This is a genomic window from Sheuella amnicola (assembly GCF_010499255.1).
Taxonomy (GTDB): Bacteria; Pseudomonadota; Gammaproteobacteria; order Burkholderiales; family Burkholderiaceae_B; genus Zwartia; species Zwartia amnicola.
Map to the genome: position 1 here is coordinate 316,813 of NZ_JAAGRN010000001.1, position 25,600 is coordinate 342,412.

The 25,600-nt window shown below is 47.5% G+C and carries 27 protein-coding genes and 1 pseudogene; 16 read left to right on the top strand and 12 right to left on the bottom strand.

What is annotated here, in order from left to right; all coding sequences use genetic code 11:
* Positions 1-124 precede the first annotated feature (124 nt).
* A pseudogene (ppsA, locus tag G3I67_RS01545) lies at positions 125-2,491 on the top strand (phosphoenolpyruvate synthase).
* Between the two features lie 61 nt (positions 2,492-2,552).
* Here the strand turns inward: ppsA and smpB are convergent.
* Positions 2,553-3,011 carry an SsrA-binding protein SmpB gene (gene smpB, locus G3I67_RS01550; protein WP_163651196.1) on the bottom strand — a complete coding sequence of 153 codons (459 nt, stop codon included), beginning with the start codon at positions 3,009-3,011 and terminating at the stop codon, positions 2,553-2,555.
* 64 nt (positions 3,012-3,075) lie between these two features.
* Between smpB and G3I67_RS01555 the strand changes: the two genes are divergently transcribed.
* The 4 genes from G3I67_RS01555 (at position 3,076) to mmsB (ending at position 5,991) form a co-directional block, all read left to right on the top strand.
* On the top strand, positions 3,076-3,513 hold the full coding sequence (locus tag G3I67_RS01555) for a type II toxin-antitoxin system RatA family toxin (protein WP_163651197.1): 438 nt from the start codon (positions 3,076-3,078) through the stop codon (positions 3,511-3,513).
* Positions 3,513-3,857, top strand: a complete 345-nt coding sequence (locus G3I67_RS01560) for an RnfH family protein (RefSeq protein WP_163651198.1) — start codon at positions 3,513-3,515, stop codon at positions 3,855-3,857. Before G3I67_RS01555 ends, G3I67_RS01560 begins: the two co-directional genes overlap by 1 nt.
* Before the next feature lie 77 nt (positions 3,858-3,934).
* Positions 3,935-5,110, top strand: coding sequence for an enoyl-CoA hydratase/isomerase family protein (locus G3I67_RS01565; RefSeq protein WP_163651199.1), 1,176 nt, complete (start codon positions 3,935-3,937; stop codon positions 5,108-5,110).
* A complete protein-coding gene (gene mmsB / locus G3I67_RS01570; RefSeq protein ID WP_163651200.1) occupies positions 5,107-5,991 on the top strand; it encodes a 3-hydroxyisobutyrate dehydrogenase in 885 nt (294 codons plus the stop codon). The genes G3I67_RS01565 and mmsB overlap by 4 nt, the downstream gene beginning before the upstream one ends.
* Positions 5,992-6,007: 16 nt before the next feature.
* Here the strand turns inward: mmsB and ygfZ are convergent, their stop codons facing one another.
* Positions 6,008-7,033: a CAF17-like 4Fe-4S cluster assembly/insertion protein YgfZ gene (ygfZ, locus tag G3I67_RS01575; RefSeq protein WP_163651201.1), complete on the bottom strand. Its 1,026-nt coding sequence runs from the start codon at positions 7,031-7,033 to the stop codon at positions 6,008-6,010.
* Positions 7,034-7,101: 68 nt separating this feature from the next.
* Here ygfZ and mltG point away from each other — a divergent pair, with 68 nt between their 5' ends.
* The 9 genes from mltG to hutG all read left to right on the top strand — a co-directional run bounded on the left by mltG (position 7,102) and on the right by hutG (position 14,654).
* Positions 7,102-8,145, top strand: a complete 1,044-nt coding sequence (gene mltG / locus G3I67_RS01580) for an endolytic transglycosylase MltG (RefSeq protein ID WP_163651202.1) — start codon at positions 7,102-7,104, stop codon at positions 8,143-8,145.
* The gene (gene tmk / locus G3I67_RS01585; RefSeq protein WP_203583504.1) at positions 8,142-8,774 is read left to right on the top strand and encodes a dTMP kinase; all 633 of its coding nucleotides are present in this window, start codon (positions 8,142-8,144) and stop codon (positions 8,772-8,774) included. Before mltG ends, tmk begins: the two co-directional genes overlap by 4 nt.
* Positions 8,774-9,853 carry a DNA polymerase III subunit delta' gene (gene holB, locus G3I67_RS01590; protein ID WP_163651203.1) on the top strand — a complete coding sequence of 360 codons (1,080 nt, stop codon included), beginning with the start codon at positions 8,774-8,776 and terminating at the stop codon, positions 9,851-9,853. The genes tmk and holB overlap by 1 nt, the downstream gene beginning before the upstream one ends.
* Before the next feature lie 25 nt (positions 9,854-9,878).
* On the top strand, positions 9,879-10,646 hold the full coding sequence (locus tag G3I67_RS01595; RefSeq protein WP_163651204.1) for a TatD family hydrolase: 768 nt from the start codon (positions 9,879-9,881) through the stop codon (positions 10,644-10,646).
* Positions 10,647-10,716: 70 nt separating this feature from the next.
* A complete protein-coding gene (locus G3I67_RS01600; protein WP_163651205.1) occupies positions 10,717-11,400 on the top strand; it encodes an ankyrin repeat domain-containing protein in 684 nt (227 codons plus the stop codon).
* A gap of 101 nt (positions 11,401-11,501) precedes the next feature.
* The gene (locus G3I67_RS01605) at positions 11,502-12,248 is read left to right on the top strand and encodes a transporter substrate-binding domain-containing protein (RefSeq protein ID WP_163651206.1); all 747 of its coding nucleotides are present in this window, start codon (positions 11,502-11,504) and stop codon (positions 12,246-12,248) included.
* Positions 12,245-12,913, top strand: coding sequence for an ectoine/hydroxyectoine ABC transporter permease subunit EhuC (ehuC, locus tag G3I67_RS01610; RefSeq protein ID WP_163651207.1), 669 nt, complete (start codon positions 12,245-12,247; stop codon positions 12,911-12,913). The genes G3I67_RS01605 and ehuC overlap by 4 nt, the downstream gene beginning before the upstream one ends.
* Positions 12,910-13,680, top strand: coding sequence for an amino acid ABC transporter ATP-binding protein (locus G3I67_RS01615; protein WP_375539290.1), 771 nt, complete (start codon positions 12,910-12,912; stop codon positions 13,678-13,680). The genes ehuC and G3I67_RS01615 overlap by 4 nt, the downstream gene beginning before the upstream one ends.
* Complete coding sequence (gene hutG, locus G3I67_RS01620; protein WP_163651208.1) at positions 13,680-14,654, top strand: formimidoylglutamase; 975 nt, start codon at positions 13,680-13,682, stop codon at positions 14,652-14,654. Before G3I67_RS01615 ends, hutG begins: the two co-directional genes overlap by 1 nt.
* On the opposite strand, the gene G3I67_RS01625 is transcribed toward hutG, so the two are convergent.
* Genes G3I67_RS01625 through G3I67_RS01640 form a run of 4 tightly spaced genes read right to left on the bottom strand, consistent with a single transcriptional unit; the run spans position 14,647 to position 18,265 of the window.
* Entirely contained in the window at positions 14,647-15,513 is an 867-nt protein-coding gene (locus tag G3I67_RS01625) for a PdaC/RsiV family protein (RefSeq protein WP_163651209.1), read from the bottom strand. The genes hutG and G3I67_RS01625 overlap by 8 nt on opposite strands.
* The gene (locus tag G3I67_RS01630; protein ID WP_163651210.1) at positions 15,510-16,223 is read right to left on the bottom strand and encodes a glutathione binding-like protein; all 714 of its coding nucleotides are present in this window, start codon (positions 16,221-16,223) and stop codon (positions 15,510-15,512) included. Before G3I67_RS01630 ends, G3I67_RS01625 begins: the two co-directional genes overlap by 4 nt.
* Before the next feature lie 45 nt (positions 16,224-16,268).
* Positions 16,269-17,687 carry a cryptochrome/photolyase family protein gene (locus G3I67_RS01635; RefSeq protein WP_163651211.1) on the bottom strand — a complete coding sequence of 473 codons (1,419 nt, stop codon included), beginning with the start codon at positions 17,685-17,687 and terminating at the stop codon, positions 16,269-16,271.
* Between the two features lie 11 nt (positions 17,688-17,698).
* Positions 17,699-18,265, bottom strand: a complete 567-nt coding sequence (locus G3I67_RS01640) for a peroxiredoxin (protein WP_235931603.1) — start codon at positions 18,263-18,265, stop codon at positions 17,699-17,701.
* Between the two features lie 93 nt (positions 18,266-18,358).
* Between G3I67_RS01640 and G3I67_RS01645 the strand changes: the two genes are divergently transcribed.
* A complete protein-coding gene (locus tag G3I67_RS01645) occupies positions 18,359-18,724 on the top strand; it encodes a hypothetical protein (protein ID WP_163651212.1) in 366 nt (121 codons plus the stop codon).
* Between the two features lie 14 nt (positions 18,725-18,738).
* On the opposite strand, the gene G3I67_RS01650 is transcribed toward G3I67_RS01645, so the two are convergent.
* The 6 genes from G3I67_RS01650 to G3I67_RS01675 form a co-directional block, all read right to left on the bottom strand.
* Positions 18,739-19,143 (bottom strand): DoxX family protein, encoded by a 405-nt coding sequence (locus G3I67_RS01650; RefSeq protein ID WP_163651213.1) that lies wholly within the window; start codon positions 19,141-19,143, stop codon positions 18,739-18,741.
* 64 nt (positions 19,144-19,207) lie between these two features.
* The gene (locus G3I67_RS01655; protein ID WP_163651214.1) at positions 19,208-20,185 is read right to left on the bottom strand and encodes a ketopantoate reductase family protein; all 978 of its coding nucleotides are present in this window, start codon (positions 20,183-20,185) and stop codon (positions 19,208-19,210) included.
* A gap of 91 nt (positions 20,186-20,276) precedes the next feature.
* Positions 20,277-21,635: an MBL fold metallo-hydrolase gene (locus G3I67_RS01660; RefSeq protein WP_163651215.1), complete on the bottom strand. Its 1,359-nt coding sequence runs from the start codon at positions 21,633-21,635 to the stop codon at positions 20,277-20,279.
* Between the two features lie 143 nt (positions 21,636-21,778).
* A complete protein-coding gene (locus tag G3I67_RS01665) occupies positions 21,779-22,546 on the bottom strand; it encodes an aldolase/citrate lyase family protein (protein ID WP_163651216.1) in 768 nt (255 codons plus the stop codon).
* A gap of 7 nt (positions 22,547-22,553) precedes the next feature.
* Positions 22,554-23,579 (bottom strand): Bug family tripartite tricarboxylate transporter substrate binding protein, encoded by a 1,026-nt coding sequence (locus G3I67_RS01670; RefSeq protein WP_163651217.1) that lies wholly within the window; start codon positions 23,577-23,579, stop codon positions 22,554-22,556.
* Positions 23,580-23,612: 33 nt separating this feature from the next.
* Positions 23,613-24,710 (bottom strand): tartrate dehydrogenase, encoded by a 1,098-nt coding sequence (locus G3I67_RS01675; RefSeq protein WP_163651218.1) that lies wholly within the window; start codon positions 24,708-24,710, stop codon positions 23,613-23,615.
* 242 nt (positions 24,711-24,952) lie between these two features.
* On the opposite strand from G3I67_RS01675, the gene G3I67_RS01680 reads away from it, so the two are divergent.
* Positions 24,953-25,564 (top strand): glutathione S-transferase N-terminal domain-containing protein, encoded by a 612-nt coding sequence (locus tag G3I67_RS01680; RefSeq protein ID WP_163651219.1) that lies wholly within the window; start codon positions 24,953-24,955, stop codon positions 25,562-25,564.
* Positions 25,565-25,600 lie beyond the last annotated feature (36 nt).

Below are 25,600 nucleotides of genomic sequence, written 5' to 3' on the forward strand. Positions count from 1 at the left end.
CAATACCCTTAACTATATACCTAGTCACCCCATAAGCACTTGAGGCTGGTTTGGTCAGTGTGTAGGGAAGTGAATCCTGCATGTTTACCAAACACGCTTTCTTATATTGTTAAAGGTGACTTTCATGTCATATGTCGTATCTTTTGAGCATCTCCGTATGACGGATGTTGACTCAGTTGGGGGTAAAAACGCTTCACTAGGCGAAATGATCAGTCAACTCGCTGATGCGGGGGTCAGGGTACCAGGTGGTTTTGCAACCACCGCGGAGGCTTTCCGTGATTTCTTATCCGGAACCGGTCTGGATAAGCGCATTGCTGACCGATTGAAAACCCTGAATCCGGACGATGTCCGTGAACTTGCGTTAGCTGGTTCGGAAATTCGCCAGTGGATTGTTGAAGCGCCTTTGCCACAGCGTTTGCACGACGAAATTAAAGCCGCATTCAGCAAGCTCGATGCCGATGGCAAGGGTTCGTTTGCGGTTCGTTCATCCGCCACAGCTGAAGACCTTCCAGACGCTTCATTTGCAGGACAGCAGGAAACGTTTCTGAATGTGGTTGGATTTGACGATGTGATTGACAAGATGCGTCACGTTTTTGCATCCCTTTACAACGACCGCGCCATTTCTTATCGGGTCCACAAAGGATTTGCGCACGCTGATGTGGCGCTTTCGGCCGGTGTCCAGCGCATGGTTCGTTCCGACAAAGGTAGTTCTGGTGTGATGTTTACGCTTGATACCGAGTCCGGATTCGACGACGTGGTGTTCATCACTTCTTCGTATGGACTGGGTGAAACCGTTGTTCAGGGCGCTGTCAATCCGGACGAGTTTTATGTTTTCAAGCCAACATTGGCATCCGGTTTCGAGCCTATTATCAGCCGTCGCATTGGTTCCAAACTGATCAAGATGGAGTTTGACCCTGCCCGTACCGAAGGCCGCGCAGTTCGTACGGTTGATGTTCCTGTGTCAGAGCGCAATCGCTATTCGCTGACCGATGCGTAAATCATCGAGCTGGCTAAATACGCAGTGATCATTGAGAAACATTATCAACGGCCGATGGATATCGAATGGGGTCGTGATGGTGTGGATGGAAAGATTTACATTCTTCAGGCACGCCCTGAAACTGTTAAATCCCAACAGGGTAATCACGATGTGCAATATCGCTATCGCCTGAAAGCTAGTGGTGATGTGATCGTGACAGGACGTGCGATTGGCCAGAAGATTGGCTCTGGACCGGTTCGTGTAGTGGGTGATATATCCGAAATGGATAAAGTCCAGCCAGGTGATGTGTTGGTCACAGACATGACCGACCCGAACTGGGAGCCTGTCATGAAGCGTGCCTCGGCGATTGTCACGAATCGTGGCGGAAGGACATGCCATGCAGCCATTATTGCGCGTGAACTCGGCATCCCTGCAGTTGTTGGCTGTGCAGACGCAACGGATAAATTGAAAGAAGGTCAGCAAGTGACCGTTTCGTGTGCCGAAGGCGATGAAGGTCGCATATATAACGGTCTGATCGAGACTGAGGTCGAAGAAGTGCGTCGTGGTGCCATGCCTGAAGTAGGCTTGAAAATCATGATGAACGTCGGCAATCCTCAATTAGCTTTCGATTTTTCGCAAATCCCTAATCACGGTGTAGGGCTCGCTCGACTCGAGTTCATCATCAATAACAATATCGGTATTCACCCCAAAGCTGTACTTGACTATCCGAATGTGGATGGTGAATTGAAGATCGCCGTCGAATCCGCTGCTCGCGGCTATGCTAGTCCTAGAGCCTTCTTTGTCGATAAACTCGCAGATGGCATTGCAACCATTGGAGCGGCATTCTATCCAAAACCTGTGATTGTTCGCTTATCTGACTTCAAGTCGAACGAATACCGTAAGTTGGTCGGTGGTTCACGTTATGAACCCGAAGAAGAAAACCCGATGCTTGGATTCCGTGGCGCTTCGCGCTATATCGCAAGCGACTTCGCCGAATGCTTTCGCATGGAATGTGAGGCACTCAAGCGGGTGCGTGACGATATGGGCCTGACAAACGTAGAGATCATGGTTCCGTTTGTTCGCACGGTCAATCAGGCTGCCCGGGTTGTTAAATTGCTTGCTTCACACGGCCTTGAGCGCGGTAAAAACGGGCTGAAACTGATCATGATGTGCGAGGTTCCTTCCAATGCGATCTTGGCTGATCAGTTCCTTGAGCATTTTGATGGATTCTCTATCGGCTCGAATGACATGACCCAGTTGACACTCGGGCTTGATCGCGATTCCGGTATGGAACTACTTGCGGCCGATTTCGATGAGCGTGATGATTCCGTGAAGTTCATGTTGAATCGGGCGATTCAAGCTTGCTTGAAAGCAGGTAAATATGTTGGTATCTGTGGACAAGGCCCAAGCGACCATCCTGATCTCGCTGTCTGGTTAAAGAAGGAAGGCATTTTATCCATGTCCCTCAACCCGGATACGGTTGTGGATACCTGGCAAAAAATCGCTAAATCCTGATTGGGTTTTACGGCAGTCTGATAGTAAAAAAACCGCATCTGTGTTCAAGATGCGGTTTTTTTTAGTCTCGGTGTCTGGTGTCATGCTTCATGAGTCTTTCTTTTTCGCGCGCCCAATCTTTTTCCTGGGATGCCTCGCGCTTATCATGAAGCTTTTTACCCCGACCTAAGCCAAAGTCGAGCTTGATACGACCATTTTTGTAATGAAGATTGATCGGAACGAGCGCATAACCGCGCTGCTCGACCTTACCTATCAGCTTTCTGATCTCTTCGGCTTTAAGCAAAAGCTTTCGGGTTCGGGTCGCATCAGGCAATACGTGCGTAGAAGCGGAGTGCAGAGGGCTAATATGCATTCCGATTAGCCAAAGGGCGCCATCAAGCACGACAACGTAGCTTTCTTTGAGCTGGGCACGACCAGCGCGAATAGCTTTAACCTCCCACCCCTGCAAAACGAGTCCGGCTTCAAAGCGTTCTTCGATTGTATAGTCGTGAAAGGCCTTGCGGTTTTCAATAATACTCATAAGACCTGAAATTGACGGCGATGTACCGTTAAAATCCCTACATTCTATCCATTTGCGATTAACGATGCATTCTGTAGAGCGTTCTGTCCTGGTCCCTCATAGTGCAAGTCAGATGTTTGATCTGGTTGCCGATGTTGAAAAATACCCCGAATTCATGCCATGGTGCGGGGGAGCATCCGTTGCCCATCGGGATGAACTCGGCATGCAGGCGTCGATTACGATTGCATTTGCGGGATTAAAACAGACTTTCACCACCAAAAATCGCCATGACTACCCAAATCGCATAGAACTTGAACTGGTGAATGGACCTTTTTCGTCGTTAAAAGGGCAATGGCTATTCATGCCGCTTGCGGTTGATGCCTGCAAAGTGGTTTTCACTCTTCAGTATGCGTTTTCAAGTCGTGCGCTTGAAACAATTGTCGGGCCGGTTTTCAACAAGATCGCGACCAGTTTCATCGATTCGTTCACCCAGCGTGCACACGACTGTTACGGTGACTCATAGTGACATTTAAATCATCCAATTTGATTCAAATTAGGATTGTATTTTGCGATCAAGATTCATGCTGGGATCGCACGATGTCTTATCCGGATTCGATAACACTTGGTATGGCGATCGTTCAGTCAGGATTCCTAAATGACTATCCCGGATTTTCTATCAATGATGGAAAATTCGGGGTCTTTGGCTCGATCAAGCCATTAGATACCGTTATGCAAGACAATGACCGCATAGAAATTTATCGCCCGTTGATCTATGACCCTAAAACATCCCGCCGCCGTCGTGCAATCCATAGGCAAAAAGCACGTAATATCAAGAAAAAAGTGCCAATAAGCGATAGGACGCAATAATTAACAATCACTCGAGGAGCAAGAATGAAAATAAATTACGCTAAAAACATTCAACTTTACAAAGGTCTGGATGCAAGATGAGTGAAATTAATACCGATATTGTGCTTTTTGAGGAGCTTAAGTGCGCCAATTCGATGCGAATTGGACTGGCAACGTTAAATACTCCTAAAACGTTGAATGGCCTTTCATTGGATATGACGCGCCTGCTAGCCTCGAAAATGGAATCTTGGGCTAAAGATGATGGGATAGCTGTGATCATACTCAGGGGGGCGGGGGAGAAGGCGTTTTGTGCCGGTGGCGACTTGCATTCGCTGTATCACAGCATGCTTGAAAATAAAGGGAAAACGCCTGTTGATAACGCCTACGCCGGTACTTTTTTTGCCGAAGAGTATGCCTTGGATTATCGAATCCATACATTTCCTAAACCAATTCTTGTCTGGGGAGACGGAATTGTCATGGGTGGCGGAATGGGTTTGATGATGGGTGCTAGTCACCGTGTCGTGACGGATACATCAAAACTTGCCATGCCGGAAATTACGATTGGGCTTTTCCCCGATGTGGGTGGTACATGGCTTCTGAATCGATTGCCTGGTAAAACAGGATTGTTCATGGGCTTGACGGGTGCTCATATTGGTGCGGCGGATGCCTTGTTTGCCGGTATGGCAGATTATCATTTGCCGCGATCGGCCTGGGACGGATTGATTACAGGATTAAAGGCAACCCCATGGGTCAATCAGAAACTGGGAATGGATGAACATGCGTTACGGGTTGTGAATGATGACTACTTAAACACATTGTTACATAGCCTTTCAACCGATCCCCAGCCGGAAGTCGGCCCGCTTCAGCAACACATGCCATTAATTCAAAGGCTCTGTAGTGGATCTGATTTGAACAAGATTGTTTCTAATCTGCTTGCGCTATCCACGCACGAAGATCCATGGCTTCAACGCGCATCGAAGACATTGTCTGCAGGTTCCCCCGGGTCGGCAAGACTGACATTTACATTATTGCAACGCTGCAAGCATGTCTCCTTGGCTGAGGTCTATCGTATCGAATGGACTGCCGGACTGATGTGTGCTGCCAGCGGAGATTTCGCGGAAGGGATTCGCGCTCTTCTCGTCGATAAGGATAAGCAACCAAAATGGAATCCACCATCCTTGAAAGAGGCGACAGCGCAATGGGTTGAAAAGTTTTTTCAACCTGCAGTACCTATCGAGCAGCATCCACTTAAATCATTAGGGGTATCGGCATGAGTCAAATTGCATTCATCGGATTGGGCAATATGGGTGGCCCAATGGCCATCAATCTGATCAAAGCAGGGCATTCACTCGTTGTTTTTGATTTGGTTCCCTCAGCAGTACAAACTTTGGTGAATGCGGGAGCCAAACAAGCTACATCTGCAATCGATGCCGTGAAGGGAGCCGATTTTGTCATTTCCATGCTTCCTGCCAGCCAGCATGTCGAGTCACTGTATCTTGGTGAAAGCGGCTTACTTCAGCATATTTCAAAAAATGCATTAATCATCGATTGCAGCACGATTGCTGCAGAGTCAGCGCGACGTGTTGCGAAGGCGGCTGATGCGCTTTGCATCGCTATGATCGATGCCCCTGTTTCTGGCGGCACCGGTGGCGCGATCGCCGGTACTCTCACTTTTATTGTGGGTGGCCCTGCGGAAGGACTCGAACGTGCTCGTCCTTTACTTGAAAAGATGGGTAAAAACATATTCCATGCCGGTGCTGCCGGTGCCGGTCAAGTCGCAAAGATAGCTAATAATATGCTGCTAGGTATCGCCATGGCAGGTACGGCCGAAGCATTGGCTCTTGGCGTGGCAAATGGACTTGACCCCAAAGTTCTGTCAGACATCATTTCAAAAAGCTCAGGGCGGACGTGGGCAATCGAACTTTACAATCCCTGGCCAGGCACCATGGAAAACGTGCCCTCATCCAAAGGATACACAGGTGGATTCGGGGTAGATCTGATGCTCAAGGATCTTGGATTGGCTGCACAAGCAGCCTTGAGTACGGGATCCGCTATTCCGCTAGGTGAGTTGGCGCGTAATTTATACGCGGTTCACAGCACTCAAGGTAATGGAATGCAAGATTTTTCAAGCATAGTGAATTTGCTTAAAAAATAGTCCAAATCCGTTTTCTCTATGACTTCGAAGGCTGCAATTCGTAGGGCAACGTGTCCAGCGCGATTTGCAAGCCTTCCGGGGTACCTGCGCGAATGACGTTGTGATCCATCGCTTCGAACGTAATTTCAAACAGAAGGCTTGTTACGTTTGCGCTATGGGCGATATTGATGATTCTTCCGCATGGTTGATCGGGTTGCCGGTTATCAAAAATATCCACTCCGGGTTTTAATTGTGTTGCGCCTTCAACATGCCCTCGAGCCATGCGCTTCTTAAGCGTACCGCGATAATGGCTGCGGGCAACAATTTCCTGCCCCGGGTAACAACCTTTAGTAAAACTGACTCCATTAATCAGATCGAGGTTGACGGTTTGAGGGATAAACAAATCCTGAACTGTAGAATCGATCCATGGGAGACCGGATTCAATATCTTGTGCGTTCCATTCGTCAGTTGGTCTTGATTCGCATGCATCGATGAGCCTCTGATGGCTGTTAAGCTGTGTTTCAGTTGCCACCCACCACCAACGTAGGCCCTTTACTGATGGTGCGCATATCCACATCCCCGATTCGGAATGGATCGTTTCCCATGTCGCAGTCGGCAGGCTTGTACCGAGCAATTTTTGCAACCCGGGAAGTTGCTCGTTTGTAGTCTTCACCCCATAAACTTTTAGTTCTGAAGGTGCTAATTTAACCTTTGCTCTCAGCACAAACATGTTTAAACGTTTGAGCACGGAAGCAGTCAGGTCTTGTCTGATTAATCCCAAAACGACCGGATCCTGTCCAGTGGAAACAGTTGGCGTATTGAGTATCATCGTAGCCAATAATCTACCTTGTGCCGTGCAGTAACCGGCTAGTCTGGATTGCGCTGAGGTTGCACCGGCAATGTCATTGGTAATTTGACCTTGCAGAAAACTGATGGCATCGATTCCCGTTGCCTGAAATACGCAAAGATCCGTTAGCGCATGAATCTGACCCAAGGGGTAACCGGTATCCTGTTGTGGATGCGACGGTGCCTGTGTGGGCAAATGAATCAAAATCGGAGGCATGTTCGATCACTTCACAGTAAGTGTTTCAAGGAGTTGATCATAGCAATCAGAGGCTAAAATAGCTTGCCATGAAAGTATTGAATAAGCTTATCTTTTTTATTTTAGTCCCCATCTTGCTATTGGCTGTGGCCTCTTTAGCAGGTGCTTACTACTGGATGCATCATCCACTGGATTTGCCTGCAGAAAAGGTGGATATCATTGTTCCTTCCGGAACCACACCATCGGGTGTATCCAGACTGCTAAATCAAGCGGGAATACATGTCAATCAGCAGGCATTTGTCCTGATGTCACGCTTGGCGGAGCTTGATAAAAAACTAAAAGCCGGTGGCTATCAAGTAGTACGTGGCGATAGCCCATGGCTAGTAGTTAAAAGGATGGCTGATGGCGACATGACTCAAAGGCAATTGACAATTGTTGAAGGCTGGAATCTTCGCCAGATAAGATCGGCTCTTTCTCAACACCCGGATATTAAACAAACTCTGTCGGGTATATCTGATGCCGAATTAATTTCACGCCTAGGTCAAAATGTAGGAGATTGGTTAAGTGCACAATCCATATCATCCAGACATGCAGAAGGATTATTCTTTCCGGATACATATATTTTTTCAATCGGTACGCCCGATGTCGAAATTCTCCAACGTGCCGCGAGAGCGCAGATAACCGTCATCGATAAAGCCTGGCCCGAAAGGCAATCAGGTTTACCGATCAAGAACCCATACGAGGCGTTAATTCTTGCATCGATTGTTGAAAAAGAGACTGGCAAGGCGACAGATCGAGCAAGAATTTCCGGTGTCTTCATCAACCGCCTTCGAATAAATATGCCGCTTCAGACTGATCCTACTGTAATTTACGGCATGGGCGAGGCTTACAACGGCAAGATCCGAAAACAGGACTTGCTCACGGATACGCCATGGAATACGTATACGCGTAACGGCCTGCCTCCGAGTCCGATTGCCAGTGTGGGAAAAGCTGCATTAATCGCCGCCCTGCAACCCGAGTCTCATCAGTATCTCTATTTTGTCTCAAAGGGTGACGGCAGCAGTGCATTTTCCGCGACTTTGCCTGAACATAATAAGAATGTCTCTACTTATATTCTTGGACGTAAACCTTGAAAATCACCCGTGGTTTGTTCTTGACGTTTGAAGGCGTGGATGGCGCCGGTAAAAGCACGCACGTCGGCTGGGCCGAGGAGTTATTGCGTTCACTGGGGATTAATGTCGTTTCAACCCGAGAACCAGGCGGTACAAAGCTGGGGGAAAAACTTCGTGAGCTGCTGCTTCATGAGCCCATGCACCTCGAGTGCGAGACTTTGTTGATGTTTGCCGCACGTGCCGAGCATCTCAAAGCCGTTATCGAACCAGCACTGTCACGCGGACAATGGGTTGTATGCGATCGATTCACGGACGCGACCTTCGCGTATCAAGGTGGTGGGCGTGAATTAGGCTACGAAAAGATCTCCGTGCTTGAAAACTGGGTGCACCCCAATCTACAACCGGATCGAACCTGGCTTTTCGATGTTCCCCTTTCGGTTGCGCGGGAAAGACTTAATCGCACCCGCGATCAAGATCGTTTTGAAAAAGAAGCTGATTCATTTTTCGAAAGGACACGGGATGTTTATTTACAGCGTGCATCACTGGATCCGGATCGAATCCGCATTATCGATTCGACACGGACCATTGAAGAAATACGTCAGGAATTAAAAGAGGATATCGAATATCTGATTCGGTTTGGGGACAATTGATGTCTTTCGATGCTTTTTTGCCCTGGCATACGGATGTCGCTAAAGCGTGGCTTAAAGACCAGGATAGATTCGCACACGCCTGGTTGATTCATGGACTTGCCGGTATCGGCAAACGCGAATTTTCTTTTGCCGCAGCTCGCTCGCTCCTGTGTGAAAATCCAGTCGATGGAATGGCGTGCGGACAATGCGTAGCTTGTGGTTGGGTTAATCAAGGAAATCATCCTGATCTAAGGCGTATTCGCCCTGAAGCAATTGCCATCGAAGAAGGGGCTAACCAGGACTCAGACGAAGAGGGAGGTGGCGATTCTGCTACCAGTGAAGTGTCCGGAACAAAAAAAGCCCCGTCCAAAGATATTCGGATAGATCAAATACGCTCCCTTGAGCCGTGGTTTAACAATGCAACTCATCGTGGCGGTTGGCGTATCGCTTTGATTTATCCCGCAGAGGCATTGACTGTTATTTCGGCGAATGCGCTTCTAAAAGTACTTGAGGAGCCTCCACCGTCGACTGTATTTCTATTGGTTGCGGATGCTCCCGATCGGTTGTTACCCACTTTGCTGTCGCGCTGCAGAAGACTCCCCCTGGCTACTCCCCCAAAAGATATCGCACACAATTGGCTCTTACAAAATGGTGTCAAGCAACCCGACTTATGGTTGGCGGCTAGTGGGGGTGCTCCTCTATTGGCTAAGACTCTTTCTGCTACTCACGATAATCCCTGCCCGAGCTGGATCAGTGAATTTGTTCAGTCCTTGTCGAAAGGAAACATGCCTGACATAGGAAAAATCGCTGATCTATTGTCTAAATCAGCCACGACATCCTGGATAGACTCTTTACAAAGACTGATTATTGACGCTTTGATGGTGGCGAACGGTCTTCAAGCGAGGTATTTTCCGACAATGCAGTCCCATCTTGATAGGATATTCATCAAGAAAGCCGCCGTTTCTTTAAGTGATTTATCGATTTGGTTGAATGAGCAACAGCGAGTAGCCGGCCATCCGTTGAATACTAAGCTATTTGCTCATTCGGTCATCCAGAAAGTTGCCGGCGTATTTATGCGCGCTTTACAGCTTAAGAAATAATTTTTTTACCGTTTTTGGATTATTGATGTTTGTAGATTCGCATTGCCATCTAGATTTTCCAGGTTTGGCCGAAAACTTGTCTCAGATTTTCGATCGGATGAGTCATAACCGCGTAGGTCACGCACTGTGCGTTAGCGTCAATATGCCTGACTGGCCCAATCTGATTCAATTGGTCGAACATCATGCACAGCTTTGGGCCTCGGTCGGCGTTCATCCGGATTACGAGGATACCGAAGAGCCAACAGTTGATGATCTGGTCCGCAAAAGTCAACATCCGCGTGTTGTAGCGATTGGTGAAACAGGCTTGGATTATTACCGCCTAACCGGCGATCTGGAATGGCAACGCGATCGGTTTAGGACGCATATCCGTGCGGCCCGCGAGGCAGATCTACCTTTGATTATTCATACCAGGTCATCAGCCGAAGATACTCTAAAAATCATGCGCGAAGAAAATGCGCACGAAGTTGGTGGCGTCATGCACTGCTTCACGGAAAACTGGGATGTAGCTCAAGCGGCGATGGAGATGGGGTTTTATATTTCTTTTTCCGGAATAGTTACATTTAAAAACGCCGTATCTTTACAGGAAGTCGCACGCAAAATCAGCCTGGACAAAATGCTGATCGAAACAGACTCTCCATTTTTGGCGCCCGTTCCATATCGCGGCAAGACCAATGATCCATCGTTGGTGATTCATGTCGCCGAAAAAATTGCAGAACTTCGCGGTACTAGCTTAAAACAAATTGAAGATGTAACTACTCAAAATTTCTTCAATTTATTCAATAAGATAAATTAAATATTTAAACTTATTTATTTAATGTAATTTATCAACTTATTATGTATAAATCGATGGATTTAATTTGAATATGAATAAAAATATCCGGCTATTTAAAAAAATCGCAATTATTTTCTTTTCCTCTATGACTTTTTTTTGTGCGATAAGCTCCGAAGCTGCCAATGAAAAGGATTTATGGGTGTATGTCACGAATGACAAATCAGATGATCTGATTGAACTTCTGAATCGTGGACTTGACCCGAATACCGTCAATAAAAATAATCAACCGGCACTCATTCAGGCAGTCAGGGACGGATCCTGGAAAGTATTCGATGCGCTTCTGGCGAGTCCCAAAATCAACGTCAACCAACTTAATCAATTAGGTGAAAGTCCGCTGATGTATGTAGCTCTGGTAGGCGATTTACCTCGAGCGCAAAAACTCATCGCACTTGGCGCCAATGTCAATAAATCCGATTGGACTCCTTTGCATTATGCGAGCATTAAGGGGCGCGCCAATATTGCTAAGCTTCTGTTATCTAAAGGGGCCGATCCCAACGAGGTCGCGCCCACCGGTGATACCGCTTTGATTCTGGCAGTGCAATCGGACAATATCGAGACTGTTCAATTGCTATTGAATGCCGGCGCCGATCCTTCCGCATCCAATTTCAAGGCACAGGACGCAGTTGAAATTGCGCGCATGAAAGGAAAAAATGATCTTGCTGCCGCGCTTGAGAAAATTGCCGAAAAGAGGCGTGCCTCAGATAATCAGAAATAGATTCAACTTTTATTTTGGTTTTACCTAATATAACTTTTGGCTATTTCGGTTAATTTATATGTGATTTCATCTGATTTCACATTTCCTTTAAAGGATTGATCATGTTTGTTACCCGTCGCTCACTGATTGCCTGTTTATTTACTTTAGCCGGACTGGCATCCGCTGCCTCATTTGCTCAAAAAACGCCACTTCGAGTCGTGACAGATGCAACGTTTCCTCCGATGGAGTTCGTCAAGGATGGCAAACGCACGGGGTTTGATATTGATTTGGTCGAAGCGCTAGGCAAAGAAATGGGGCGTCCCATCGAATGGATCGATATCGATTTCAAAGGATTGATTCCTGCTTTGCAATCCGGTCGCGCAGATATGGCAATGTCAGCTATTTACATTACAGATGAGCGTAAAAAGGTTGTGGACTTTAGCGATCCATACTACGCAGGGGGTCTGGTGGTTCTTACCAAAAAAGATGGCCCGGTCAAAAATCTGAAGGATCTTGACGGCAAAAAGGTCTCTGTTCAAGTTGGAACAAAGTCGGTGAACTACCTGAAAGACAATTTTCCTAAAGTTGAACGCGTAGAGGTCGAAAAAAATCAGGAAATGTTCAATCTTGCTCAAATCGGACGGACTGCTGCAGCGGTTACCGGCAAACCAGCGGCTAAACTTTATGCGCAAAGCCATCCCGATATGACTGTATTGGCTGAGCAAATCACGACTGAGGAATATGGCATGGCGATTCCTAAGAATCAGCCTGCAACAACCCAGGCCATTAATGAAGCACTTAAAAAAATCAAGGCAAACGGGGTCTACGACAAACTCGTTGCCAAGTGGTTTGAGGCTCCTGCCAAATGAGTTTTGACTTTTCCCCGGTCTTTGCAGACTGGGGCATGCTTGTTAAGGGAGCGGTTGTCACAGTTGAAGTCACTGCCTGCGCATTATTACTGGGATGCGTGATTGGTCTGCTTGTTGGAATCGGTCGGCTTAATCCCCAAAGACGTTTGGTGTATGGCGCTTGTTCAGTTTATTTGATTTTTTTTCGTGGCACGCCACTACTTGTTCAGCTTTTCATCTGGTTTTTCGGCTTGCCGCAATTCGGATTAATGCTGCCTGCCTTTGCTTGTGGTGTCGTCGGTCTTGGCATGTATTCCGGGGCATATGTATCGGAAATTGTCCGGGGTGCAATTCAATCTGTTGATCGCGGTCAGAATGAAGCCGCTCGTTCTCTGGGGATGTCATCCGCGCAGGCTATGCGTCAGATCATTATTCCTCAGGCAATTGTCCGCATGATTCCTCCGCTCGGAAACGAGTTCATTGCGTTAATTAAAAATTCGGCACTTGTCTCTTTGCTGACCATTCATGACTTGATGCATGAGGGGCAGAAAATCATTAGTGTCACTTACCGCTCTCTTGAAGTCTATTTAGTTGTAGCTCTCATTTACCTTGTTTTGACAAGCGCAACATCAGCGATCCTGCGAGTCATCGAGAAGCGCCTGCGCGCCGGAGGAATGGTGCAATGAGCGATAGCATGATCAGTATTCGTGATTTATCGAAATCATTTGGAAATCACCTGGTGCTTAAAGGCATTGATTTCGAAGTCAAAAAATCTGAAGTCGTTGTGGTGATCGGCCCATCCGGGTCGGGTAAAAGTACATTGCTTCGCTGCTGCAATGGCCTGGAGGTCGCCCAATCGGGAATCATAGACATTTGCGGTGAACGTCTTCTTGATCATGGGAAAATGATCGAAGAGCCCAAATTGAATAAACTCCGCATGCGTGTTGGTATGGTTTTTCAATCTTTCAATTTGTTTCCTCACTTGACGGTGCTTGAGAATGTCACTGTTGGACCGAGAACTCTGCTAGGCCTGAACAAAGTCGAAGCGGGGGAGAGGGCGAGTTCGCTTCTGGCAAAAGTCGGCTTATCCGAAAAATTGTCCGCCATGCCTGCAAGTTTGTCAGGTGGTCAAAAACAGCGTGTGGCCATAGCGAGAGCACTGGCTATGGAACCCGAAGTCATGCTTTTTGATGAGCCGACTTCGGCGCTTGACCCTGAACTTGTAGGTGAAGTGCTTTCTGTCATGAAACTGTTAGCTAGAGAAGGGATGACCATGATGGTGGTCACCCATGAAATGGGATTCGCCCGTGAAGTAGCCGATCGTGTAGCAGTGATGGATGCCGGGATTGTCATTGAATCGGGATCACCCCAAGTCATATTCACTGATCCTGTTCAGCCAAGAACAAAAGAATTTCTACAAGCTGTCCTCAAACCTGATCAAAAATCATTCTGATGCATATTCCGGCTGATCTATCACAATGGAAAGGGCGCGATGATAGCGCAGAGCCAGGGGATGTACGTCGGCTATATCAAGTCGTTCAAGCACCCGACCATCATTCGGTTCTTCCCGATTCGAGCGCAATTCTTGGATTTGCTTGTGACGCCGGCGTTGCCCGAAACCAAGGCAGAATCGGAGCTAGGCTTGGCCCTCAAGCTGTAAGACGTATTCTTGCGGGCTTGCCGGCGCACCATCACTCTGTTTTGTATGATTTTGGTGACGTGTCATGTCAGGAGGATGACCTTGAGCAAGCTCAAGCGTTGCTAGGTGAGCATGTAGCAATGATGCTTTCCAGTCAACTTGTACCGGTCGTCATAGGGGGGGGCCATGAAATTGCTTGGGGGAGTTTTCAGGGATTACAGAAATGGTTAATCACGCAGGAACATTCTTCCGGACGCTTGAATCATAGAAAACTTTTGATTCTGAATCTTGATGCGCATTTTGATTTACGTGGAAGTCGGCCTGGAAGTTCCGGCACCCCGTTTGATCAAATTGCCATTGAATGTCAAAAAAATAATCGAAATTTTAAATATGCCTGTTGGGGGGTGTCACGCATTGCTAACACTCCGGCATTATTCGAACGCGCGCATGCGCTCGGCGCGGACTTTATCGAAGATAAGAACCTTCAGGAAAGGCATCTTGACTCCGTCTTGTTCCGACTTCAAAGACTTCTGGATGATGCCGATGATGTTTATCTGACAATCGATATTGATGTCCTGCCCGCCAGTGTTGCACCAGGCGTCTCTGCTCCCGCATCTCTAGGAGTGCCGCTTACTGTGATCGAATCTATCGCCATGGCCGTTAAAAATAGCGGAAAAATGAGATTGGCGGATCTGGCCGAGTTCAATCCACAGTTTGATATCGATGGCCACACAGCACGAGCCGTAGCCAGATTAGTTTGGAATCTGATGGGGCCTAAGTCTATTTAGGAAGAAGTTCGGGACGAAGAATTCCTTTCAAATCCTTGAATGGCACAATTAAAGTCGGTCGGCCGAAAGAGTAGGGGGCAATTGCGTAAGGGTCGTATGTAATGGCAACCCCTTCTTTAAGAAGGGCTGCATTGTCATTTTCGACAAATGGCCATTTTTTCTTGTACGAATCCGGATTGGATATCGCCTCGCGATTTTGTCGTAACCATATGTCATATTGCTTTTTCAATAGTGCCTGAAATGCACGCATTTTATTTGGCAATAACATCGTTTCAAGCGATAGCAGGCGATCTGTCTTGGGTAACCAGTTTATGTATTGTGTCGTGCTCATCCCGTGAGCTCCGCCGGAATAAATGTAGCCATCCAGCTGAATAACGACAATATTTTCATCGCCTCGAATCACGCTTGCTTGGATGACAACTTCATCACGTGGTTTAGAAGTCCTCCAGAAATATTCAGCGAATTCGTTGAAGGTATTGAATGACTGCGACTGATTCGATTCCATTTGAACCATGCTTGCCATGGTTTTATCCAAAAATGTATTGAATCTATCTCGACCGGTGAAATTTAGACGTTTCACCTTGATGACTGGACAATCATTGCCTTTGCAATCAGGCTTGGTTTTGACAAGCGTGATCGTTTGTACGTCAGGTGTTTTATTCGGACCGGAAACCGTATTCGGTTTTGTATTGGAGTTCGAGTTCGTAACGATATTTGTATTCGGAATTTCCTGACTTTGATCCTTTTGGGAGAGCGTTGATGCCTGGTTGGCCAGCGTGATATCCGCAGCGCGTTGATTGCTTTGGCATCCGCTGATCCCGAACAGAATTAAAGCCGACAGCACCAGACGCTTAATCATTTTTGCTGACCTGAAGGTAGATTTGAAGCATTCTGACCAAATAGAATTTTGCGTGAATTTTCGTCATGAATTGTCGGCTGCGAGTTAATTTTTTCAACAATAGCGTATGCTCGCTTGGTCGCGGGTCGGGCCGCAATTGCATTAAACCATTTGTGCAGATGAGGAAAATCCTCCAATTTTTGACTTTGCCTCTGATGCGAAACAATCCAGGGATAACAAGCCATATCAGCGATCGAATAAGAGTCTGCGATAAATTCACGATCGGCTAGATGTTTATTCAATACCCCGTAAAGTCGATTTGTTTCGTTCACATACCGCTGGATCGCATAGGGGATTTTTTCAGGCGCATATGTTCCAAAGTGATGGTTCTGACCCGCCATGGGTCCAAGCCCTCCCATCTGCCAAAATAACCACTGCATTGTTATTGTGCGCTGGCGAAGATCAGTTGAAAGAAATTTTCCCGTTTTTTCGGCAAGATACTGAAGAATCGCCCCTGATTCAAAGACCGATATTGGCGAACCTCCATCTACAGGTGAATGATCGACGATAGCGGGAATACGGTTATTCGGTGCGATTTTCAAAAAATCAGGATTAAATTGTTCGCCCTTGGAAATATTCACCGGAATCACTTCATATTCAAGGCCAGCCTCTTCGAGAAACATCGTGATTTTGTGGCCGTTCGGTGTTGTCCAATAGTAAAGATCGATCATAAAGTCTCCGCGATTTAGATTTATATCGGTTTCTGATTGCTCATTCTAATTTTTTAAATCGGAAAATGCAGCAATTGCGCGCAACCGACTAGATTTCAAATCAACTATCTGTGGTGGGTAGTGAAGTCTTTCGCGATCCATATCGGATGGATCATGTATTTCTCTATTAGATAAAGTTGCAAGTTCCGGCAACCACTTACGGATGAACAAACCATCCGGATCAAATTTTTCCGATTGACTGATTGGGTTGAAAACTCTGAAATATGGCGCGGCATCTGCACCTGTCGATGCACTCCATTGCCATCCACCGTTATTGGCACCAATTTCACCATCAACTAGGTGGCGCATGAAAAACGCTTCTCCTAATCGCCAGTCTATTAATAGGTTTTTGGTCAAATACATTGCTACAACCATGCGAAGACGATTGTGCATCCAACCTGTGGAAACCAACTGCCTCATGGCTGCATCGACAATGGGTACACCGGTGCGCGCTTCGCACCACGCTTTGAAATCATCTGGTGCGACACGCCAGGCAACACCATTTGTTTCAGGCCGCATCGGTTGATGCATGGACAAAGTAGGAAACCCGTAAAGCAGGTGCTGATAAAACTCTCGCCAGAGTATTTCATTTATCCAGGTCACAACACCTTGGTGGCCAGTTGCGATTTCACCCTGGTTAGCACGCATGGCGGCGTTCAGGCATTGACCGGCCGAAAGCAAGCCTGCAGCGAGGTAGGGTGACAAAGTGCTCGTACCATCTATCGCGGGAAAGTCTCTTGCTTGTTGATAGTCAAAAATTCTTCTATCGACAAAGTCAGATAACAGCGCATGCGCATGATCCGTTGTGGCAGGCCAGTAATCACGCAAACGTGAATCCGGTGCAGGCCATCCAGGCATATTTTCGGGCAATGGATCCGAAGCGGGAAGGCCCGCAGCATTTTGAGCAATAGGTGTCTCGGATAACTGATAAGGAGCAATGCGCAATCGCTCTTTGCAGGTCTTGGAAAAAGGGGTGAATACCCGGTAATACTGATCAGATCCTGTTTTGACCGAGCCCGGAACAAATAGCGTTGTTCCATGATGCCCTGTCATTGCAATCGAATGAGCTTTCAGTAATTGATAGCAGGCACGATCACGTTTTCTCTCATTCAGCGCGTGTTCACGATTGCAATGAACGTGATCGATTTTGTGCAAAAGGCAAAAATCCAATAGAGCCTGTGGAACATCAGACCACCGATCAACAACTAACCACATCAAAGGGATGTTCATTTGCGCAAGATCATTGCGTAAAGCGTGCAAGGACCGCAACCAAAAATCAACCTTAACGGGAGCATCACCGTGGGCATGCCACTGCTGGGGAGATGCAATATAGAGAGCAATTGTTTGCGAATGATCGGTTGCGGCGCGAAGTGCGGGTTGATCATCAATCCGCAGGTCGTTTCGAAACCAACATAACGTAGTCATTGATCATTGTCCTAGTTTTTTATTGAGCGATCGCCCCATGCTTTGATAGCTTGCAAGGATTGATTGACATGTTGATCGGGATTGGCACTGCTGATGACAGATAAAATTTTACGATCCGGGGTAATCACATACGAAATTCTGTCCGCCATATCCGGACGAACTTTAAGGGCCGCGCGATAGGCCTGAATAATTTTAAGATCCTGATCGGAAGCTACCGCGAATTTTCCGCCACATGGACCAGTGGAAAACTTCAAGAGCGTATCAATATCATCAGCGGAGACGCCAACGACAGTAGTATGAAGACGTGCAAATTTGTCTGATGCCTCGGCAAATAGATTTGCTTCTATCGTGCATCCTGTTGTAAATGCCTTAGGATAAAAATAAACAACTGCTGGCCCCTTAACGAGTGCCTCAGAAAGGGAAAATTTAAAAGTCTGGCCGGCAAGTGCAGCTGATGTCGTGAACATTGGCGCAGTGGCACCGACAGAAAGTTGTGCGTTCGCCCCCACTGCGAACATATGTAAAAACATGCAGGAAATGACGATCCATAACTTATTAATAAACTTGATATAAGTCATACTTCATCCGACAATTAATGAAAAAACAGGGTAGAGTGGCGAAAATCGCATAAGCTTGAGTGTATAAATCATGCCACATCAATTGGTGTCATCATGAACATTTATTTTAAAACTACGGTCTTACACATAGTGAGTTCTGGATTGTTTGTTTATTCGACCATGGCCTATTCACAGAGTCCATTGTCTGTACCTGTGCCACTTGCGCCCCCTCCCAATTCGCAATCTCTAACTGAAGTTCAAAAACGAGATCATGATCCTGAAAGATGGACGCAAGAGGACATCACGTTAGATGAGCAGTTCGCGACTGCAAAAAAAGAAGCAATGGCAGCATATCAAATAGCAATTGATGAATGTAAGCATAAACAGGCAGGTGATACCGCTCAATGCTTATTGCAGGCAAGGCACGAGATGGAGGCCGATATGGCCAGAATCAAAGCCCAATTCGGCATCCCGAATTGAACTTGGATTTTCTGCTAATTGAATCGACCTCGACTGCCCGCGAAGCTGTAAGATCCGGCCCCGAGGAAAGCAATTGCAAGGGCAGAGATCAAATAAAAACCTTGCAGCTCGAGGGCCCACGCGCCATTTTTTGCAATGACGAAGATATCGCGCATATGAACAAGATAAATACCAACTGCCATATTTACAGCAATCAATATCGCAGATGCACGTGTTAAAACTCCAAGAATAATCAACGAAGGTGCCAGAACCTCGCCAATCAATACGCCATATGTAATGAAGTAGGGCCAGCCCGCATTCGTTACAAGGTTACCCACCATGTCCAAGCCATAAATCAATTTATTCAGGCCATGCATCAGCAGCAGAATACCGAGACCGAGTCTCAGTATTAACTTTCCGATGTTTTCTTGGCTATGCATGACGATTATCCTGTTGAAAGCGATTCGTTCAATTTTATTGCTATTCGGTCCAAGGTCAAGCTCGTCAGACTGCGTGTAAAGATTGATCCAGTCCTCTGGTCAGGCCCAAAAGTAATTCACATTTGGGTGCAGGCACTTTTAATTCATGCGCAAATTCGACAACCTGTCCGATAATGGCTTCAATTTCAAGAGAACGGCCCGCTAAGACATCCTGCAACATGGAGGCACGAAGAGAGCCGGGGCGCTTTTTAGGTGCGACCATTTCATCGAGGTCTGTCGTATCGCGCAAGTCCGTGCCACTTGCTGCGGCAATTTCCAATACTTCTCGCATGACATCCTTCATTTGCTGCCTGACTGATTCGTTAGAAGTCATTTGAGCGGTCGGCAAACGGGTGAGGGCAGCAAGGGGATTCAGCCCAGCATTGATGACCAGTTTCTTCCAGACTTCCTTACGAATATCGCAGGTCGCAATGCCTTTGATATTGGCTCGCTCAAAAAGGGCGATTACATCAGACAGACGCTGGGTTTCGGAGCCGTCAGGCTCACCGATCATCCAGCGATCACCGGGAGCCCCCAAGACCACTCCGGGTCGCGTTACTTCGTTGGGCGAATAGATAACGCAGCCTAAAGTACGCTTTCTCAGTCTTGTCCACAAACTGGCATCCGGATCAAGCAAGGGTAATGGTTTTTGATCAACTGGAAGTCCGAAGTTCCACCACCACGGTATGCCATTGATTGCAAAGATGACAACTCCTGTTGGTGACAACAACTTTTCGATTGATTCGACAACCGTCGGAATGGCTTGCGCCTTTAGGGTCACGATGATGACATCCTGGGGCGTAAGTTCATCAGGATCATCCGTCGCGTGAGCGGGATGCCCTGTAAAGACGGTATCGCCATATTGGAGGGTGATCCCGTTGGTGCGAATGGCTTGAAGTTGGGCACCTCTGGCTATGACAGAAACCTCATCCTTTGCAGCAGAGATGAATCTTGCTGCGAGGTGACCACCCACTGCGCCCGTACCGAAAATACATAATCTCATTCTGATTGATCCGAAGTACTGGTTTCAGCTTATTAGTTACATTTCAAAACACATAAAATAATTACTTTACATAATATACATTATGCGACATTTACATTAAGTCAATTGTCTGTCCAAGCAATGGCGCCATAGCTGACCATCCAAGCTCGTGTTTAATTCTTTGCCTGAGCGTGTCGGCTGGTCCAGGTTCGCCGTGAGTCAGATAAACCGCTTTTGGTGCAGACGGTGCTGTTTTAAGCCATTCAATCACCTGATCGGAGTCCGCATGCGCGGACATGCCCTCCAGAGATATGACTTCAGCATTAACCGGAACGTCATCGCCATAGATGCGAATCGATTTTTCACCTGCGACCATCCGGGCGCCACGTGTACCGCCGGCCTGAAATCCGGCAAACAAAATCGTATTCCTGTGATCCGGAGCAAGCGCCTTGATATGGTGAAGCACCCTGCCGCCTGTGGCCATACCGCTCGCCGATACGATAATCGATGGGAACCTTATGGCATCAAGTTGTCTGGACTCTTCCACAGTTCTCACCATTTTTGCTACTGAGCCCATTCCTGAACACTCTTCTTTTGACAGCCTATGTTCCTTGCAGTGGCGCATATAAATCTCTGTCATGTCGATTGCCATTGGGCTATTCAGATACACGGGCAAATCCGGTATCAATCGACGCTTTTTCATTCTGTAGATAGCAAGTAAAAGTTCCTGCGCACGACCAACTGCGAATGAAGGCACAACAACAATGCCTCCACGCGCGACCGTACGATTCACGATTTCTGCAAATTTTTCGACTGGATCGGTTTTATCGTGAGTTCGGTCACCATAGGTGGATTCAACAATGATGTAGTCTGCGTGGTCGATCTGTTCGGGCGGAAACATGATCTGATTATCCGGACGCCCAAGATCGCCAGAAAATAGAACCGTTTTACCCTCGGCAGTGATTTCTGCTGAACTTGCGCCTAGGATGTGTCCTGCCGACCGAAATCGAACACTTATGCCTTCAGCTACAGTCAAAGACCGATTCATGTTCAGGGATTTGAATTGTTTAAGCGCCCTTTTTGCATCGTGTGTGTCATAAAGCGGCAATGCCGGTTGATGTCCGGATGTGTGATGGCGATTGGCGAAGGATGCTTCTTCTTCCTGAAGTTTTGCGCTATCGAGAAGCATGATTTCGCAAAGATCGATCGTAGAAGGCGTTGCGTAGATCGGACCGCGATAGCCTTGCTTGACTAATAATGGTAACGCACCCGAATGATCCAGATGCGCGTGAGTCAAAATGACCGCGTCCAAGTCATTTACATCAAACGGGAAATCAGTCCAATTCAATAATCTGAGATTCTTGAAGCCTTGAAAAAGTCCACAGTCAATCAGAATACGTTTGTTTCCGACAGAAACAAGGGTCTTCGAGCCGGTTACGGTACCGGCAGCACCTAAGAACGTCAGTTTCATCTAGATATTTCCTTTGCAGACAATATATGAATCTTAGACCTCATCATCAAGTCTGCGCAGTGGGGGAAATACATTGGACCAAAATAACATATCCCCATTTAATCCAGATGGGGATATGTCTTTCGGTGTGACTTACCGAATAATCAGCTTGGGAAAGCCGCGCGAAGTTCACGCGCACCCAATGCAAGAATGCGGGCATCGGCACCGACTGCAACGAAGGTACAACCAAGTTCGAGGTAGCGTTTAGCAAGATTTCGATCTGGCGTAAGAATGCCCGCCGCTTTGCCGTGCTTCAGTACGATGGCAATACATCTTTCGATTTCTGCGACAACCTCGGGATGCCCTGGGTTTCCAAGGTGGCCTAACGCGGCAGAAATGTCCGAAGGTCCCAAAAAGACGCCGTCGACTCCATCAACAGCGCAAATGGCATCGATATTGCCGAGTCCGGTCGCAGTTTCGACTTGCACAAGCAAGCAAACTTCTTCATTGGCGCCTTTAACATAATCTTTTCTTGAGTCCCAACGTGAGACACGGGCAGATCCATAGCCCACACCGCGAATGCCATGAGGTGGATAGCGTACCGCCCGAACGAGCTCTTTTGCCTGCTCCGGAGTATCGACCATGGGAATCAGTAAATTTTGAACACCCAGATCAAGCAACTGTTTGATCATGTAGGTTTCGCCGATGGGCGGACGCGCGACTGCTTGCGTGTTGTAGGCAGCACACGCTTGCAACTGTGACATGATGGTCAAAGGATCGGTTGGAGTATGTTCACCATCCAGCAGCATCCAGTCGAATTCCGCGGTAGCGCAGATTTCAGTTGTGAACGCGGTAGGCAAAGAGATCCAAAGCCCGATATTTGCACGCCCTTCTTTGAGGGATTTTTTAAAGCGATTAGTGTAGTCAGGCATGAATCAATTATCCCTCAAGCAGTTTTTTCAACTGCAGTTTTTCAATCAGAATCGTTTCTTTTTTGTAGGTATCCACAAAGTACTGGCGATAGGCTTGCGGATCTTTATACATCACTGGGGCATCAATCTTGAGACAAGCCGCTTTGAACTCTTCACTCTTTGCCGCCTTTTCAACAGCCTGGGAAAGCTTGGTTGCCACTGCGGGTTCAAGACCTGCAGGTGCAGCTACGCCGTTAGGTGCATCATTGACAACACCAAAGCCCAATTCCTTGAGTGTCGGTACGGACTTGAAACGCGGAAGTCGCTCCTCACCCCATGTCACCAGCAAGCGTAATTTGCCCGACTCGACAAGTTGCGACCAGGAGCTCGAATCCGCAAGCATATCCACTTGACCGCCTAAAAGACCTTGCAGCGCGGGCGCCCCACCCTTGTATGGCACATGTCTGAGCTTGATGCCGGCAGCCTGAGCAAACTCTTCCATGCCGATGTGGGTTTGACCGGCAACTCCAGAGGTCGAATAGGTTAATTTATCGGGGTTTGCTTTTGCGAATGCAATTAATTCCTGAATCGTTTTGTAGGGAGACTCCGAGGTCACCACGATGCCGAAAGTTTGCGCCGAGGTCATTCCTAAAAAGGTGTAGTCCTTGATCGGATCTATCTGGACTGTGCCTAGTTGGGAAAACCGTGTAACGGACAGCGCAAGTTGACCAATCGTGTAGCCATCCGGCTTTGCGCTTGCGAGGGCCTTTGCACCAATCATGCCGGCCGCGCCTGCCCTGTTTTCGACCACAACGGGTTGTCCTAGATCCTTGGACATCATTTGAGCCAAAACCCGCATAGTTGCATCAGCCGTACCGCCTGCAGGCCAGGGGCAGATAAAGGTGACAGGCCTGCTAGGATAAGACTGAGCAAATGCGTTTCGAGTCAACAAGGCCGGTGCGCAAAGTACCGCAGCACCTCCAAGCAAAGCTTGCCGACGCTTGCCTTGTACCAACTGACTCGAATTCAAGTTATTTTTTTTGTTTATCGACATGACGTAGTCTCCTCTACCATCTTTCATGAACTATCAGGCAAGAAGCTTGCTGATCGCTGCTCCCATGTCGGATGTGGATGACTTGCCACCTAAATCTGGTGTGTGCGGGCCTTGAACCAGAACCTTTTCGATGGATTTAACAATCGCATCGTGCGCGTCCTGGTAAGGCTTTTGCTCTGCTTCAGATAAACTGCGACCCAGATATTCGAGCATCAAGGCTCCGGACCAAATCATGGCAACCGGGTTCGCGATGTTTTTACCGTAAATATCCGGTGCCGAACCGTGCACGGGTTCGAACAGGGATGGGAAAGTGCGGTCCGGGTTCAGGTTGGCAGATGGTGCAAGTCCGATCGTGCCGGTACAGGCAGGACCGAGATCCGAAAGGATATCGCCGAACAAGTTGGAAGCGACAACAATATCGAAGCGATCCGGTTGCAATACGAATCGAGCCGAGAGAATATCGATATGCTGTTTATCGGTCGTAATGCCGGGATATTCCTTTCCGATTGCGGCTGCGCGTTCATCCCAGTAAGGCATGCTGATGGCGATACCATTTGACTTGGTTGCAATCGTTACATGACGTCGTGCACGCCGTGTTGCCATCTCAAAGGCAAAACGCAGGACACGGTCCGTACCCTTGCGAGTGAAAATCGATTCCTGCAGAACAATTTCCCTGTCCGTGCCTTCAAACATTCGACCACCAACTGCGGAATATTCACCCTCGGTATTTTCGCGAACAACATAAAAATCGATATCACCCGCTTTGCGATTGGCCAACGGGCATGGGACACCATCGAATAAGCGCACAGGGCGCAAATTGATGTATTGATCAAATTCCCGCCGAAACTTGAGCAATGATCCGTAAAGGGAAACATGGTCAGGCACAATGTCAGGCCAACCCACTGCACCGAAATAGATCGCATCGCAATCAATTAAATGACTCTTCCAGTCAGCTGGCATCATTTCGCCAGTCTTTGCGTAGTAATCACAAGAAGCCCAGTCAAAATGGCGGAACTCGAGATTCAGGCCGAATTTATCAGCAGCGGTTTTTAAAACTCGCAATCCTTCTGGCATGACTTCTTTACCAATACCATCGCCTGGTAGTACTGCAATTTTGAATGAGCGGCTCATGTTTGATTCCTGTAATAAGATTTTGTGATCTTACCCTTTTCCACAGATCGAGGAAATTTGATTGTTTCCAATGCTGGCACAAGCTTGAGGCATTTTCTTTGCTGCAGCGCCGCATTGAAATGGCCCTATTAATAACCCTATAAATGACCCTGATAATTAAGGGGGTTCAGATCACGTGACGAAATGATATTCTTCAACAACAACTTCCCTCTTTCATTTAGTTAGATTCACAGGATCAAGATATGAAACTTTTTGGCTTGCCCGGCGCTTGTTCACTTGTAGATCACATTGCACTTCAGTGGACAGGTCAACCCTTCACATATGAAGCTGTATCCCGTACAGCACTTAAAGAAGCCCCCTACTTGAAAATTAGTCCGCTTGGTGCGGTACCTGCCATTGATGACAACGGTTTTTACCTGACGCAAAACGTTGCCATTCTTGAATATTTGGATGAGAAATATCCGCAGGCACTGCTTTTGGGTGGTACATCACTTGCTGCGCGCTCTGAAACCCGTCGCTGGCTAGGCTTCCTGAACTCTGATTTACACAAGACTTTTAGCCTTGTTTTTGGAGCCCCCAGATTTGTCGAGGGCGAGTCGGCACAAGCGAGTTTGGTTGCCAATGCAGAAACTCGCTTAAAAGAATTATTTGCTATCGCCGATAGTCGATTGGCTAATCGCAACTGGTTATCCGACAGTCGTTCGGTGGCTGACGCTTATCTCTATGTTGTGATGCGTTGGGCAGTTGCCAAAAAAATCGATCTGAGCTCTTTGAAGAACTTGCAGGCTCACTTTGCCAGAATGTCCGAAGATACCGGTGTTCAAAAGGCCTTAAAAGCCGAGGGCTTGAGCTAAATCGACCGGGGTGTATCGGTTTCATCCTGTTTCAAC